Source organism: Gordonia sp. Swx-4 (assembly GCF_030316175.1).
In the GTDB taxonomy this organism is placed as follows: Bacteria; Actinomycetota; Actinomycetes; order Mycobacteriales; family Mycobacteriaceae; genus Gordonia; species Gordonia alkanivorans.
In genome coordinates this window covers 4101795-4118150 of sequence record NZ_CP128197.1, presented here as the reverse complement: position 1 = coordinate 4118150, position 16356 = coordinate 4101795, and the positions used below count along the sequence as shown (strand labels likewise).

Genomic DNA, 16356 nt, shown 5'->3' with positions numbered 1-16356 from the left:
GCGCAGCGAACACACGGGGGGAATGGGGAACGCAGGACGAGACGGCAGGCGACGAGGCGAGATGGAGGCCCAACGGTGACCGATGTGGTGTATGTGGCGACGAGGTCCGACGTACCGGCCATCGTGTTCGGTTCGCGTCGCGTCAGCTACGCCGAGTTCGGTGCACGGGTCGACTCACTGGCTCGTCATCTGATCTCCATCGGTGTCGGACCCGACGTCGCCGTCGCGGTCGCCATCCCGCGGTCGGTCGAGCTTCTCGTCGCCATCCACGGCGTCGTCGCGGCGGGCGGTCACTACGTTCCGCTCGACATCGACGCGCCGTCTGACCGCACCCGGTACATGCTCGACACCGCGGACGCCCGGCTGGTCCTCGTCGCCGCCGATTCCGCCGTCGAGCTGCCGGCGGACGTCACCGCGGTCGTGGTCGACACGACCGCCGAGGTCGATCTCGCCACAGCACCGGTCACCGACGACGAACGGCTCGCGCCCCTGCAGCCCGCCGATGCGGCGTACACGTTGTTCACGTCGGGGTCGACGGGTCGGCCGAAGGGTGTGACGGTGTCGCATGCGGCGATCGTGAACCGTCTGGAGTGGATGCGGGACTGGTATTCGATCAAGGACTCGGATGTCTTCGTGCAGAAGACCCCGGTGACGTTTGATGTGTCGGTGTGGGAGTTGTTCCTGCCGTTCGCGGTGGGGGCGACGCTGGTGGTGGCTGAGCCGGAGCGGCATGGTGATCCGCGGTATCTGGCGGAGTTGATCACGGCTGAGCGGGTGTCGGTCATCCATTTCGTGCCGTCGATGTTGTCGGTGTTCCTCGATGTCCTGGGCGATCGGGTGGGTGAGCTGTCGTCGTTGCGGTTGACGTTCACCTCGGGTGAGGCGTTGACCGCGCCGGTGGCGCAAGCGTTGGTGGCGGCGTTGCCGGGCAACGAGGTCCACAATCTGTACGGTCCGACCGAGGCGGCGGTGGATGTGACCGCTCATCAGGTGCGGGCGGGGGAGACGTCGGTGCCGATCGGCGTCCCGGTGCCGAGCACCACCACCTTCGTCCTCGACTCGCGACTGCAGCTCGTGCCCTCGGGCGTGCCCGGGGAGCTGTATCTGGGGGGCGTGCAACTCGCCCGCGGTTACGCCTCGCAGCCCGGCCTGACCGCCGAACGCTTCGTCGCCAGTCCCTTCGCGGCTCCCGCACGCGGCGAGGCGGCCGGCAACACCGAGGGTTTCGGTGAACCCGGCGAACGTCTGTACCGCACCGGCGATCTCGTCCGCTGGAATGCGCGTGGCCAGCTGGAATACTTGGGCCGCACGGACTTCCAGGTGAAGCTTCGCGGACAGCGACTCGAGCTGGGGGAGGTCGAGTCCGTCCTCATGTCGGCGCCGGGCGTCCTCCACGCGGCGGCCACCGTGGCGAAGGTGTCCGGGCAATCGCACCTCGTCGCCTATGTCTCGCCCGCGTCGGTCGACATCGACGCGGTGAAATCGGTTGTCGCGCTGACACTGCCGGCCTACATGCGGCCCACGGTGTGGATGACACTCGAGCAACTGCCGCTGAACAGTGCGGGCAAGGTCGCCCGGCGTAAGCTGCCGGTCCCCGAACTCACCGTCGAGGAATTCGCCGCACCCCAGTCCGACGCCGAGACCTCGATCGCGACCATCGTCGCCGATGTGCTGGGCGCCGACCGGGTCAGCGTGACGCAGTCGTTCTTCGACCTCGGCGGCAACTCGCTGTCCGCGGCGCGTGTGGCGGCGCGCGTGGCCGACCTGCTCGACGTCGACGTGTCGGTGGGCGACCTGTTCGACGCGCCGTCGGTGCGGGATCTGGCCGCCCTGGTGTCCGGACGCGGCCGGAGCGTCCCGCGCGTCACCGCGATGCCGCGGCCCGCGCGGTTGCCGTTGTCGACGGCGCAGAGCCGCATGTGGTTCATCAACCAGTTCGACACCGCCTCGGCGGCCTACAACATCCCGATGGCCCTGCGGCTGACCGGAGCCCTCGACCTCGACGCGCTCGCGGCCGCGGTCGGCGACGTGGTCGCCAACCACGAGATCCTGCGCACCACCTACCCCAGCGACGAGCAGGGGCCGTTCCAGCTCGTCACCGATGCCGACACGGCCCGCGCCCGCCTCGACTGGCAGGCGGTGGAGACCGAGGAGGATCTGTTCGTCTCGGCGACCACCGGTTTCGACGTCGCCGCCGAGTTCCCCCTCCGGGTCCGGGTGCTGCGCCGCGATGCCGAGGTGGTGGACGTCGTCGTCACCGTGCACCACATCGCCTTCGACGGTGAGTCGACCCCGGTCTTCGTGCGCGACCTGCTCGGTTCGTACCTGGCCCGGACGAACGCCGCACCACCGGTCGCCGCGCCCGCGGTCCAGTACGCGGACTTCGCGCTGTGGCAGCGCGAATACCTGGGCGCCGCAGATGATCCCGGCGCACCGATGGGTCGTCAACTCGCGCACTGGCGCGAGGTCCTCGCGGATCTGCCCGCGGTGACCGATCTGCCGATGGATCGCCCGCGGCCGGCCGTGCTCGACACCGCGGCCGCCGTCGAGTCCGTGACCGTCGACGACGCGCTCGCCGCCGCCCTGGAAGACCTGGCGCGCAACCGCGACGTCACGGTGTTCATGGTGCTGCACGCGGCACTCGCCGTCACCGTCGCGCGGCTCGCCTCGACCCGGGACGTCGTCATCGGCACACCCATCGCCGGCCGCCCCGACGCCGCGCTCCACGACCTCGTCGGCATGTTCGTCAACACGCTCGTGCTGCGCACCGACGTCGACCCGGCATCGACCGTCGACGACCTCATCGCCACGATCCGCGCCACCGACCTCGATGCCTTCGCACACGCCGACGTGCAATTCGATGATCTGATCGAGGAACTCGCGCCCGAGCGGTCCACGGCCTATCCGCCGCTGGTCCAGATCGCCTACACCCTCGTCGCCGCCGGGGGACAGCCGGAGGAGATCGACCGGGTCGAGCTCTCGGGTCTGAGTGCCGAACCGCTCGGGGCCGCCGCCCCGATCGCCAAGTTCGACCTCACCGTCTCGGTGTCCGAGCGGACCGGGTCGTCGCCGATGCGGGCCGACTTCCTGTACGCCACCTCGTTGTTCGATGCCGCGACCATCCGCCGCTTCGCCGAGGTCTGGCTGCAGGTGATCGCCGCGATGGCCACCGACCCGTCGCTGCCCGTCGGAGACGTCGACATCGTCGGCATCGACGCGGCCACCCTCAGCGCGCCGAGCCGCAACTCCATCGGCGAGACGGCGCCGGCCGCCGACGACGGGGTCACCGAGCCGGTGACCCTCACCGAACTCCTCGCGCGGCGCGCCCTCGACCCGCATCGTCCGGCACTGGTCCACGACGGCAACGAGATCTCGTACACGGAGTTCGAGGAACGAACCAATCGTCTCGCACGCCAGCTGATCTCCCGTGGGGTCGGGCCCGGCGACGTGGTCGCCGTCGGCCTCGAGCGGTCGATCGGGTCGGTGGTCGCCGTGTTCGGTGTCATCAAGGCGGGTGCCGCCTACGTGCCGATCGACCCCGCCTACCCGAGTGACCGCATTGCGTTCATGGTGGCCGATTCCGGTGTGCGCCTCGGCATCACCGATGCGCCGACGCGGGACCGGTTGGGAGAATCATCCTGCGAATGGCTCGAACTCGCCTCGCTCGACGATCCGGCCGTCGCCGGTGGACCCGTCACCGACGTCGAGCGTCATCGGCCGGTCCTTCTCGACGACCTGGCCTACCTCGTCTACACCTCCGGTTCCACCGGACGGCCGAAGGCGGTCGGGGTTCCGCATCGCGGCATCGCGAACTTCGTCGCCGCGCTGACCGAGGTCACCGGAACGCCGGCGCAGGCCCCCGACACCCGTGTCCTGCACGTCGCCTCCCCGAGCTTCGACGCCTCGGTGCTGGAGATGATGTGGTCGATCGCGGTCGGACACACCCTCGTCGTGGCGCCCGCGTCGGAGTACGCCGGCGATGCACTGGGCCGCATCCTCGAGCGCGATCGGGTCACCGACACCCTCATCACCCCCACGGTGCTTGCGACCGTCGACCCCCGCCGGGGCCGCACCGTCCGCAACCTCGTCACCGGTGGCGAGGCCTGCCCGCCCGAGCTGATCGCGCGGTGGGCCACACCGGAATCCGGCCGCCGGATGTTCAATTTCTACGGCCCGTCGGAGGCCACCGTCTGGGCGACCACCGGACGATCCGAGCCCGGCGCGCCCGTGACCATCGGACGACCGGTCCGCGGCTTCGCCGCCTACGTGCTCGACGGCCGTCTGCACCCGGTACCCCAGGGTGTGGTGGGTGAGCTCTACCTGTCGAGCGGCGACTCGTTGGCGCGCGGATACCTCGGCCGCCCCGGCCTCACCGCGTCGTCCTTCGTGGCCGACCCGTTCGCCCGCGAGGCGGGCCACCGCATGTATGCCACCGGCGACCTGGTGCGGATCACCGCGACCGGCGCGATCGAGTTCGCCGGGCGCGCCGACCACCAGGTCAAGATCAACGGCCAGCGAGTCGAACTCGGCGAGATCGAATCCGTTCTCGGTGACCAGCCGGGCGTCGGCTCGGTCGTCGTGACCGGTGTCGACGACGACCACGGTCGCACCCGGCTCGTCGCCTACCTCGTGGGCGACGACACCGCCGGCGACCGCCTCGACGCCGACGCCGTCCTGGCCGGGGCGGCGGATCGGCTTGCCCGACACATGATCCCGCACTCGGCGATGGTGCTCGACGAGCTGCCCGTGACCCCGGGCGGCAAGCTCGACCGGCGCGCACTGCCGGTGCCCGAGTTCACCACGCCCGCCGACGGATACGTCGCACCGGCGACGACCGCCGAAGAGACCCTCGCGGCGATCGTCGCGGGGCTGCTGGGTCTCGACACCGTCTCGGTCACCGAGTCCTTCTTCGCGCTCGGCGGCGACTCGATCATGTCCATCCAGCTCGCGTCCGCCGCGAAGGCCGCCGGGTTGTCGCTGTCGCCGCGAGAGATCTTCGAGCAGAAGACCATTCGCGCGATGGCGCGGGTGGCGTCGGCAGGTGGGGACCGGTCCCCGATGCTCGCGGAGCCCACCGACGATCCGGCCGGACGGGTCGATCTCCCGCCGATCGTGTCCTGGCTCGTCGACGCCGCTCGGACGCCGGCCGACCTCGCCGACTTCAACCAGTCGATGGTGCTCACGGCGCCGGCCGGACTCACCGTCGCCCACCTCGGCGCGGTGCTCGGCGCGGTCGTCGACGCGCATCCGATGCTGGGTGCGCGCCTGGAGTCCGTCGGGGACACCCAGACCCGTGACACTTGGACCCTCACCACCGGAACACCTTTCGATCCCGGCGCCTCGATCGTCTCGGTGGCGACGGATACCCTGCCCGGCGAGGCCGGGTTCGCCGATGCGCTGGTCGACGCGCATGCGCAGGCGGCGCGCCGCCTCGACCCGGCCGCCGGGCGGCTGGTCGCCGCGACGGTGGTCAGCGGCGCCGCCCCGCAGGGTTCTCCCGACGAGGCGGATCGGTCCGTACGAATAGTGCTGGTACTGCACCACCTCGCCGTCGACGCGGTGTCCTGGCCGATCCTGATCGAGGATCTGCTCACCGTCCACGCCCAGCTGACCGCGGGGCAACCGGCGGCGGTCCGCGCCGAGGAGACCTCGCAACGTGCGTGGCAGCGGGCACTCACCGCGCAGCTCGACGCCCGTCGTGGCGAAGCCGGGTACTGGCTCGAGCGCTCCCCGGCCGTCCCGACCGACTTCGGTGCGCCGCTCGACCCCGACCGCGACCGATACGGCACCCTGACCTCGATCGTCCACCGCGTCGACCCGGCCATCGTCGACCCGTTGACGACGACTGTGCCCGAGGCGTTCTCGGCGTCCGTCGTCGACGTCCTGCTCGGCACCCTCGCGCGCGCGGTCCGCTCCTGGCAACATGATCGCGGCATCGCCGACGCCGCTCCCGTCACCGTGCTCACCGAGGGGCACGGCCGATACGAGGACGTCCTGCTCACCGGCCCGGACCCGCGTCGCGCCGACCTGTCGCGCACGGTCGGCTGGTTCACCTCGATCGCCCCGCTCGCCCTCGATCCGGCCGACGACGTCGTCCACGCGGTCAAGGCGGCCAAGGAAGAACGCCTCGGCATGCCCGACTCCGGGATCGGGTTCGGCCTGCTGCGTTACGCCGCCGACGGCCGCGGCCCCGGCGACCCGGCCGCGCAACTGCATTCGCGTCCGCTGCCGACGATCGCGTTCAACTATCTCGGGACCCGCGGTACGACCGGTCAGAGCGAGGACCCGACGACCCCGGACGGGGCCGACCCCCTGTCGTCGGTCGCCCCGTCGTCCGACACCGCAGCACCGGCCGGTGCGGGCTTCCTGCCCGCACCCGACGCGCCGTTCCTGCCGGCCACGGTGTCCGACGGGGTGGCGGCCATGAGCGTGCTGACGGTCAACGCGAGCACCGGTGCGTCCTCGAAGGGGCGTGTGCTCTCGGCCGATCTGCAGTTCCCGGCGGCGATCCTGTCGCCGGAGGATGTCCGCGACATCGCACGACGGTGGACCGCGGAACTCGCCGACGTCGTCCGCCTCGTCACCGACGGCGTCGACGTCGGCCGCTCGCCGTCGGATGTCCCGGGTGCCGAGGTGACCCAGCATGACTTGGACATCGTGGCGCAGCGGTTCCCCGGTGCGCATGTCTGGGCCCTGTCGCCGCTGCAACGCGGGCTGTACTTCCAGTCCCAACTCGCGGGCGCCGATGAACTCGATGTGTATGTGACGCAAGCGGTTCTGCACCTCGAGGGTGAGGTCGACCTCGAGCGGCTGCGCACCGCGGTGGTCGCACTGCTCGATCACCACCGCACCCTCAAGTCCGGGTTCGTCCGGGTGCCCAGCGGGCACGTGGTCACCGTCGTGCCCGAGACGGTGCCGCTGCGCTGGCGCGTGCTCGACGTGCCGACCACCGCCGAGGTGGATGTCCGGGCTGCCGTCGACGAGGTGTCGGCGGCCGAGCGCACCGAACCGTTCGACCTCGCCGACCCGCCGCTGCTGCGAGCGGTGGTCGTGCGCCACGCACAGGGCACGAGCGTGGTCATCACCAACCATCACATCCTGTTCGACGGCTGGTCCGGGCCGCTGGTGTTGGCCGACCTGCTGGCGCTCTACGCGACGGGGACCCCGTTCACCGGTCAGGGAACGACCGAACGCACCGACTTCGCCGACTACCTGGCCCGCATCGCCGACACCGACCTCGACGCCGGTCTCGCGGCGTGGCGGCGGGTCCTCGAACCGGTCGAGGAGCCGACCCTGGTCGCCCCCGGACTCACCGGCCACGCCGTCGAGGATGCCGAGAACGACTCCGCGGCAGACCATCTGCCGCGCGAGCATCGCTGGGTCCTCGAACCCGACCTGGTCTCGGGGCTCGAGCGGACGGCGCGGCAATCCGGTTCGACGACGGCCACGGTGTTGCAGCTCGCCTGGGCGGTGCTGCTGTCCCGGCTGACCGACAACCGGGTGGTCACCTTCGGTGAGACCGTGTCCGGACGTCCCGCCGGACTCGACGGCGTCGAGTCGATGGTCGGCCTGTTCATCAACACGCTGCCCGCCGTCGTCGACGTCGACCCGGAGGCGACGATCGCCGAGGTCCTCGGCCGGTTGCAGTCGGACAAGACCGCCGTGCTCGATCACCAGCACATCGGCTTGCCCGAGATCCTCACCGCCGTCGGACGGCCGCAGTTGTTCGACACCCTGACCGTGCACGAGTCCTATCCCGTCGACAACGACTCACTGGCCGGCGGTGCCGCCAGTGCGGCAGTGGGACTGGCGATCCGGGACGTCGAGGTCTCCGACGCCACGCACTACCCGCTCAACCTCGCGACCTCGCCGACCGCGTCGGGCATCGCGGTCCGCTTGACCTACCTTCCCGACGCCTTCGCCACCGACGAGATCGCCGTCTTCGCGCGGTCCCTCGAGCGCATCCTGCAGGCCATCGCGGGCGACGCACAGACCCGGATCGCCGACATCCCACCGATGTCGAAGGACGACGAGGCCCGCCTCGACACATGGTCGACCGGCCCGGAGCTGATCCCGTCCGGCACCCATGTCGCCGATCTCCTGCTCGAGCGCGTCGCCGCGTCGCCCGGCGCGATCGCGGTGGAGAGTCCGGCCGGGGCCTCGACCCGCGCGCAATCGACCTATGCCGAATTGGGAAGCAGGGTGAGCGTTCTCGCCCGACGGCTCGTGGGTCTGGGGGTCGGACCTGAGGTCGCGGTCGGCGTGTGCATCCCGCGGTCGACGGAGATGATCGTCGCCGTCCACGCGATTCTCGCCGCCGGTGGGCAATTCGTGCCGATGGACCCGGCCGCGCCGGCCGATCGCATCGACTATCTGGCGCGCACCGCCGATGTCGCGGCGGTGCTGATCGGCCCGGGACTGGTCCCGGCGGGCATCGAGGCCCTCGACCCCGGTGTGACCGTCGTGGCCGTCGACGACGACTCGGACGCTGGTGAGCCGGCGTCGCTCTTCGCGCCGGCGGAGCGTTCGTCGGCAGTCGTCGGCGCGAATCCGGCCTACACCATCTTCACGTCGGGTTCGACCGGTCGTCCCAAGGGCGTCACGGTGAGTCACGAAACCCTGCGCGCCCATCTCGACTACGACCGCGGCGCCTACGATTTCGGCCCCGGCGACGTCTTCCTGCAGGTGCTCGAGCTGACCTTCGATCCGTCGGTGGGCGAGATCCTCCGCCCGCCGCTGTCGGGTGGCCGCCTGGTGGTCATGGAGCCGGGTGCGCATCGTGACCCGGTCGCCGTCCTGCGCTACCTCGCGGACTTCGGTGTGACGTCGGCGACGCTGGTGCCCTCGATGCTCGCCGTGCTCACCGAGGTCGCCGATCCCGAACAGCTGCGCGGTCTCTCACGACTGCGCTACCTGCACACCGGCGGAGAGGCGCTCCCGCAGAGCGTCGCCGAGACGGTACGGGAGCTGATCCCGCACGCGCCGATCCACAACCAGTACGGACCGACCGAGGCGACGATCTACGCGACCGTCGCGCGGGTCGCGGGCGACTCGGTCTCCATCGGACGGCCCGTCGCGAACACGACCGCGCTGGTGCTCGACCATCGGTTGCGCCCGGTGGCACCGGGATTCACCGGCGAGCTGTACCTCGGCGGTGTCCAGCTGGCCCGTGGATACACCTCGCGACCCGCGCTGACGGCCGAACGCTTCGTGCCGAACCCGTACGGCGTTCCGGGGTCTCGCCTGTACCGGACCGGTGACCTGGTCCGCTGGCGAGCCGACGGTGAGCTGGAATACCAGGGCCGCACGGACTTCCAGGTGAAGCTGCGTGGCCAGCGGATCGAGCTCGGCGAGATCGAGTCGGCCCTCACGTCGGCGCCGGGCGTCGTGTACGCGGCGGCGGCCGTCGTCGAGACCCCAGCCGAGCAGCAACTCGTGGCCTACCTGACGCCGGCCTCGGTGGACCTGGATGCGGTCAAACACTCGGTGGCGCAAGCGCTCCCGGAGTTCATGCGTCCCGGGATGTGGATGCTGATCGACGAGATGCCGCTGAGCAGCGCGGGCAAGATCGTGCGACAGCAGTTGCCCGCGCCGACCGTCGACACCGCCGCGATCGTGCCGGTCGCCGGCCCGCGGGAAGCGGCGGCGGCGTCAGTCTTCGCCGAGCTGCTGTCGATGTCGCCGGAGAACGTCGGCGCCACCACGAACTTCTTCGACATCGGTGGCAATTCGCTGTCGGCGATGCGGGCGGCGGCCCGGCTCGGAGACGCTCTCGGTGTCGACGTGACGGTGCGTGACGTCTTCGAGGCGCCGACTCCGCGCCTGCTGGCCGAACGCCTCGGCGACCGTACTGGCGGACTCCCGCCCATCGTCGCGGTGTCGCCGCGGCCGGAGCGGATTCCGTTGTCTTTCGCTCAACAGCGGATGTGGTTCATCAACCGCTTCGATCCGACGCGGGCGGCCTACAACATCCCGGCGGTGATGCGCCTGACCGGTGATCTCGATCCGGCCGCGCTCGGCGCCGCGATCGCCGACGTCGTCGCGCGCCATGACATCCTCCGCACCACCTATCCCGAGACCGGCGGTCAGCCGGTACAGCTGATCGCCCCGGTGGCCGACATCGCGACCCGGCTCGACCACGAGTTCGTGCCGACCGCAGCCGGGCGCGACGGGGCAGCGGTCGTACTGGCCGCCGTCACAAACGGATTCGACCTCGCCGTCGAGTGGCCGGTGCGGACCAGGCTGATCGAGATCGACACCGGTTCCGGGGCAGCCGAGTACATTCTCGCGGTGGTCCTGCACCACGTGGCGTCCGATGGCGAATCCCTCGGGCCGCTGGTCACCGATCTCACCGCCGCCTACCTGGCACGGGCCGCCGGTACACAGCCGTCGTTCGAGCCGCTGCCCGTCCAGTACGCCGACTACGCCATCTGGCAGAGCCGCGCCCTCGGCGACGTCGACGACGCGGCGTCGGTGATGGGTGCGCAACTGGAGTACTGGAGCGCGCACCTGGCCGGCATGCCGGATCTGCTCGAGTTGCCGACCGACCGACCACGCCCGGCAGTCGCGTCGCAGCGTGGCGCCCGCGTGCCGTTCACGATCCCGGCCGACGTCACCACCCGGATCGATACCGTCGCCGACGAGTTCGGGGTCACCCCGTTCATGGTGCTGCACGCGGCGCTGGCGGTCCTGCTCGCCGACCTGTCGGGAACCGACGACGTGGCGATCGGCACGCCGATCGCCGGACGTGGTGCCGCGGTACTCGATCCGCTGGTCGGCATGTTCGTGAACACGCTCGTGCTGCGTACCGCCCACGCGGCCGGTGACACGTTCGTCGACGTCCTCGGTCGCGTCCGACGCACCGACCTCGATGCCTTCGCCCATGCCGATCTGCCGTTCGAGACCCTCGTCGACCGGCTCAACCCGGTTCGTTCCGAGGCGTTCGCCCCGCTCACCCAGGTGTGGCTGACCCTGGACCAGGCGGTGGTCCCCGAGCTCGCCGGACAGTCGCTGTCGGCCGATCTCGGCGACATCTCGGTCAGCCCGCTCGACGCGGGCGAGGTGCCGGCGAAGGTCGATCTGCTGTTCTCGATCGCGAAGGCGGAGGCGGGCGAGACCTGGTCGGCGGCACTGCAATACGCCACCGATCTGTTCGCGGAATCCACCGCCACCGGCTTCACGGCCCGATTCGTCAACCTGCTCGGCGCGCTCACCGCGACCCCGAGCGCCCCGGTCGCCGCGGCGCCCATCCTGCTGGCCGGTGAGGCCGAGTCGCTGGTGCCGGTACACGGCGGCCAGGCCGCCGAGGCCGTGTTGCTGGGCGAGCTCTTCACCGAGGCCGGCACGCGGTACCGGCGTCGTACCGCGGTGGTCGACGCCTCGGGCGCCACCCTGTCGTACTTGGCGCTGCACGCCCGGTCCAACCGCCTGGCGCGCTGGCTGATCGGTCGCGGCGTCGGTGCGGAAACACTGGTGGCGCTTGCGATTCCCCGGTCCGTCGACCTGTTGGTCGCGATCTGGGCGGTCGCGAAGACCGGCGGCGGTTACGTTCCCATCGATCCGGATTACCCTGCCGAACGGGTCGCGACGATGGTGGAGGACTCCGGCGCCCGGATGGGTCTGTCGGTTCACGCCGTCGGCGCGTTGCCGGACGAGGGCTTCGAGTGGCTCCGCCTCGACGACGCCGCGGTCGCCGCCGAACTCAACGCCACGTCGGATGCCCCGGTGGACCCGGCCGAGCAGACCGGTCCGGTCAGAACCGACAACGTCGCCTACGTCATCTACACCTCGGGGTCGACGGGACGCCCCAAGGGTGTCGCGGTGTCACATTCGGGACTGCGCAACTTCGCCGTGGCGAAGTCGACGGCGCTGGGAACCGAGGACGGGGCGGTGGTCCTGGGATTCGCGTCCCCGAGCTTCGACGCCTCGGTGCTCGAGTACCTCCTCGCGACGGTCAACGGGGGCACGCTCGTCTACCGGCCGTCGACCGCGGTCGGCGGTGCGGAGCTGCAGGAGTTCATGCAGCGACACGAAGTCGCCACGACCTTCCTCACGCCGTCGGTGCTGTCGACGCTCGACCCGGCCGCGCTGCCCAGCCTGCAGGCGGTCTCCGTCGGCGGCGAGGCCGTGCCGCAGTCGGTGATGGACGCCTGGGCGCCGCACACGCGCATCCACAACGGATACGGCCCGACGGAGACGACGATCATGGTCGCGGTCTCCGACGCGGCGACGCCCGGCGACCCGGTCCGCCTCGGTGGTCCGCTGCCCGGCCTCGAGTTCCTCGTGCTCGACGCCCACCTGCGGCCGGTGCCGGTCGGTGTGGCGGGGGAGCTCTACGTCCTCGGCCCCGCACTCTCGCGCGGCTATCTCGACCAGCCCGGCCTGACCGCCGCGCGGTTCGTCGCCAGTCCCCTCGCCGGGTCCGGACGCCGCATGTACCGGACCGGCGACGTCGTGCGCTGGCGCGAGTCACCGTCGGGCGACCTCACGCTCGAGTACTCCGGTCGTAGCGACGATCAGGTGAAGCTCCGCGGCCTGCGTATCGAACTCGGCGAGATCGAGGCGGTGCTGCGCTCGGCGCCCGAGGTGCGTTCGGCGGTCGTCGTCGGCATCGGCTCGTCGGGCACCCCGAGTTCGGTGGCGTCGAGCCTCGCCGCGTATGTCGTCGGTGACGGTGTAGAGGTGGACGCTCTGCGTGGTCTGCTGGCCGCGCAGCTGCCCGGACACATGGTGCCTGCCTCGATCACGGTGCTCGACGAGTTCCCGCTGACCCCGGTCGGCAAGCTGGACCGAGCGGCGCTGCCGGCTCCCGAGGTGGCTTCCGTCGAATTCGTCACCCCGGCCACCCCGGTCGAGCAGGCGATCGCCGATGCCTACGCCGAGGTCCTCGGCGTCGAACAGATCGGTGCCACCGACAGCTTCTTCGACCTCGGCGGCAACTCCCTCTCGGCCACCCGGGTCGCGGCGGCGCTGCGCGACCGCAACGGCTTCGACATCGAACTCGCGTGGTTGTTCAGCGATCCGACCGTGCGTGGTCTGGCCCGCCGACTGGCCGAGGACAACGCGGTGAGCAACGACGTGGTGATCAGCCTTCGCGGCGAGGGTTCGCGGCCGCCGCTGTTCTGCGTGCACCCGGCCGGCGGCCTGGCGTGGTTCTACGGCGGGCTGGCACCGCACCTGCGGGATCGGCCCATCTACGGACTCCAGGACCCGCATGTGGTGACCGGAGAGCCGAGCGTGACCGACGCGCGGGTGCTGGCCCGGCGCTATGTCGAGGAGATCCGGCGGGTCCAGCCGCATGGCCCCTACCATCTGCTCGGCTGGTCGGTCGGCGGCGTGATCGCCCACGCGATGGCCGTCCACCTCGTGGAACTCGGGCAGCAGGTCGCCTACCTGGGGATCATGGACTCCCGCCCGGAGGACGAACCGGTGATCGTCCACGACGTCCCCCAGCACGGGGAGCCGGTCGAGGCGGCCGCGGCGGAGCCGGGGCCGGTGATCGAGCCGGACGCCTCCACCGTGGTCGACGTCCTGGGTGGCTGGCGGGATCTCTTCGATCTCGGCGACGACGTGCAGGCGTCCAGCCCCGAGGAGGTCACCGCGATCATCCGGCAGCAGATCTCCGGCATGGGCCTGCTGGCGGAGGACCAGGTGGAGCGCATCATGGACAGCTTCGAGTCCTCGACCCAGGTGGTCCTCGACTACCGTCCGGACGTCTTCACCGGCGACATGCACGTGTTCACCGCGACCGCGGACAAGGACGACCCGTCCCTGTTGGCGGGCGCCTGGCGTCCGTTCGTCACCGGCGCCGTCGACAACGTCGATGTGGCCACCCACCACCTCGGGATGGCGAACGCCGACGCGCTCGCGGTCGTCGGCCCCGCGCTCGATGCCCAGCTGTCGCAGGTCGACGGCCTCGGCGAGCGGACACCGGAATGAGGGGGTTTGCGTGACATCATCGACCTGACCTCGCGTGAATCCGGGCGGCGAGCCACTACGTTCGACAACAACAAAGCAGGCGGGTGACGACAGTCGCCGTGCCGATGGAGAAAGGACACCCATGACGAACCCATTCGACGACGAGGACGGCCGCTTCTACGTGCTCGTGAACGACGAGAACCAGCACTCGCTGTGGCCGACGTTCGCCGACATCCCCGCCGGGTGGACCAAGGTCTTCGGCGAGGACAGCCGCGCCGCGTGCCTGGAGTACGTGGAGCAGAACTGGACCGACCTCCGGCCCAAGAGCCTCATCGAGGCGATGGAGGCGGACAAGAGCGGCGACGCCTGAGTCGGTGACGGGCCCCGACACTCGCGATTGCGAAAGTCGGTCGTGCTCGAATATCGGGACAGTTGCACGTGGATAACAGGTAAAGAATCAACCCAGTGGTGACCTGTCGCAACTGCAGTCACAGCCGTAACATCGGATTGCAGCACAGTTACCGAAATTGTTGTGGAATATCCCACACATGTTGAGTCAGTGTTCTACTAGTTGAATGAGGTAGGGCACACTTGGTTGAAGGATCGCATGAGTACCAACGTCAGGGGAGGCGGGGACACAGCGATCGACGCTCCACGGGCGGGAAGGCAGTAATCATGGACCAGCTACTACTGGATGACATCCAGACACGAGGGGCGATCACGCCCCACCTGACCGCTGTTCGGCTGGGCGATGACGCTCTCACCTACGGTGAACTCGCCGATCGCGTCGAGGACTACGGCAGCGTGCTGGCCGAGTACGGGATGTCGCCGACCTCGGCGTTCTACGCCGCACTGATGCACTGCATGCCGTCTCTCGTGGACATCGACCCGGTTGATTCCCGGTTGCAGGTCATCGGCGAGATCCAGGCCTGGCTCGGCCGCGAGCGCGGCGAGGTCGCCTCGGTCCGGCCCCGACTCCGCGCGGTCAGCTAGAGTCCCGCACCGACATACCGGACGAGACCCGCCGACAGGCGGGTCTCGTTGTTTCTGCGGTCGTGCGACTGTGGCGGCGACAAGCGTGGCGGCGACAGGCCTCGAACAGTGCGCCTGCGGCTACAGTCCGGCGAGGAGCAGAACGAGGAAGAGGATCGGGCCGCCCACGATCACGCTGCCGGCGCCGGTCACGATGCCCGTGATCGCGCGACCGGTGCCCTTGCGCTCCGCGGGGGCGCGTCGAACCTGCCTGACTCCGACCGCGCCGGCGACGACGGCGATCAGTCCGAGGATCGCGCCCAGTCCCAGCAGGAGGGTCAGGGGTATGGAGATCAGCCCGGAGGTCAGAGCCAGCGAGGCAGCCGGTGCGACGGAACGGCCGCCGACGGGCCGGGTCAGGTACGGCGCCGAGCGCGCCGGAAAGGTCCGCGCGGGCAGCGGCATCGCGGCAAGGGGTGCTCGGCGGGCGTTCTCCAGGTCCCAGAAGTCGCCCACCGGCGGCAATGCGGCATGTTCCCGTGCCGGCAGCCGGCCGGCGTTGCGCGTCACCATCCACGGTGACGATTCCGCCGCGGGCTCGACCCTGGTCGGCAGCTTCGGCGACGCGGGTACCGCAACATGCACGTCGACCCGCGTGCCGGTCGGTTCGGCCGCAGCCGGCAACTCGGTGTCGTCGAGATCATTGACCAGCGGCCACCGCGCGTGCCGCTGGGTCACCGGTGGAGCGAACGGTTGGGTGGGTTGATCGGTACGCACGTACACCTCCTCGCCGCCCGGCTCCGGGTCGGAACCACACCCGTCCGAGTGTAGGCGAGGAGGCGACGTGCGCCGTGGGTCTAGTTGCCCTCTTGCTGGCCGCTGCCCATGCTGATCAGCTGCTGAATGGCGTCACCACTGAGCTTCCAGTCGCCGTCGACCTTGACGAAGCCGAGCTGGATGTCGACCGGTGTCGAGGAATGCGGACTCTTCACGGCGACGGTTGCGGTGGCCTTGTCGCCGTCCTCGGTGACCTCTTTCACCGAGAACGCGTCCGGGGTGTATCCCGCGGCGGACGCGCCCTTGGCGAAAGCCATCGCGGCCGGTTTGGTGGCGGGATTGGTGACGTCGATGACCTGGTCGAGCTCCTCGGAGGAGGTGTTCGGGTCGATGGCCTGGCGCAGGGTTTCCTGTGCGTCGTCATTGCTGAGCCCGGTGACCTCGTCGACCGCGTCGCTGGCGGCGGTCTCGACCTGGCTCGCCGCGGACTCGACGGCGGTGGACACCGCGCTCGTCGCCTCGTCGACGGTGTCGGTGGACTCCGAACAACCGGTGGCGACGAACAAAGCGGCCCCGGCGAGGGTGACGGCAGCGACGGACTTCCGGATCTTCATGCGACTCTCCTCGATGCAGTTGTCTATCCGCGGCGCTTCTCCGCAGTGAGCCAACACTAACTCACCGGCCACCGGA

5 protein-coding genes are annotated in these 16356 nt (G+C 70.2%); 3 read left to right on the top strand and 2 right to left on the bottom strand.

The annotated features are described in order from the left end of the window. Positions 1–75: 75 nt before the first annotated feature. The 3 genes from PWF70_RS18850 (at position 76) to PWF70_RS18840 (ending at position 14910) form a co-directional block, all read left to right on the top strand. Positions 76–13938 carry a non-ribosomal peptide synthetase gene (locus PWF70_RS18850; RefSeq protein ID WP_006360235.1) on the top strand — a complete coding sequence of 4621 codons (13863 nt, stop codon included), beginning with the start codon at positions 76–78 and terminating at the stop codon, positions 13936–13938. A 121-nt stretch (positions 13939–14059) separates the two neighbouring features. Further along, positions 14060–14287, top strand: coding sequence for an MbtH family protein (locus PWF70_RS18845; RefSeq protein ID WP_006360234.1), 228 nt, complete (start codon positions 14060–14062; stop codon positions 14285–14287). Positions 14288–14592: 305 nt separating this feature from the next. Further along, a complete protein-coding gene (locus PWF70_RS18840) occupies positions 14593–14910 on the top strand; it encodes a hypothetical protein (protein WP_006360233.1) in 318 nt (105 codons plus the stop codon). A gap of 120 nt (positions 14911–15030) precedes the next feature. Here PWF70_RS18840 and PWF70_RS18835 read toward each other — a convergent pair whose 3' ends face one another. Together PWF70_RS18835 and PWF70_RS18830 are read right to left on the bottom strand one after the other, a co-directional pair. Beyond that, positions 15031–15666: a hypothetical protein gene (locus tag PWF70_RS18835; RefSeq protein ID WP_006360232.1), complete on the bottom strand. Its 636-nt coding sequence runs from the start codon at positions 15664–15666 to the stop codon at positions 15031–15033. Between the two features lie 80 nt (positions 15667–15746). Next, positions 15747–16280, bottom strand: a complete 534-nt coding sequence (locus PWF70_RS18830; protein ID WP_006360231.1) for an MTB12 C-terminal domain-containing protein — start codon at positions 16278–16280, stop codon at positions 15747–15749. Between the last annotated feature and the right edge of the window lie 76 nt (positions 16281–16356).

What these genes read in the sequence shown, in the direction of transcription:
- PWF70_RS18845 (WP_006360234.1), top strand. Translation starts at nt 14,060, where the DNA reads ATGACGAACCCATTCGACGACGAGGACGGCCGCTTCTACGTGCTCGTG.
- PWF70_RS18840 (WP_006360233.1), top strand. Translation starts at nt 14,593, where the DNA reads ATGGACCAGCTACTACTGGATGACATCCAGACACGAGGGGCGATCACG.
- PWF70_RS18830 (WP_006360231.1), bottom strand. Translation starts at nt 16,280, where the DNA reads ATGAAGATCCGGAAGTCCGTCGCTGCCGTCACCCTCGCCGGGGCCGCT.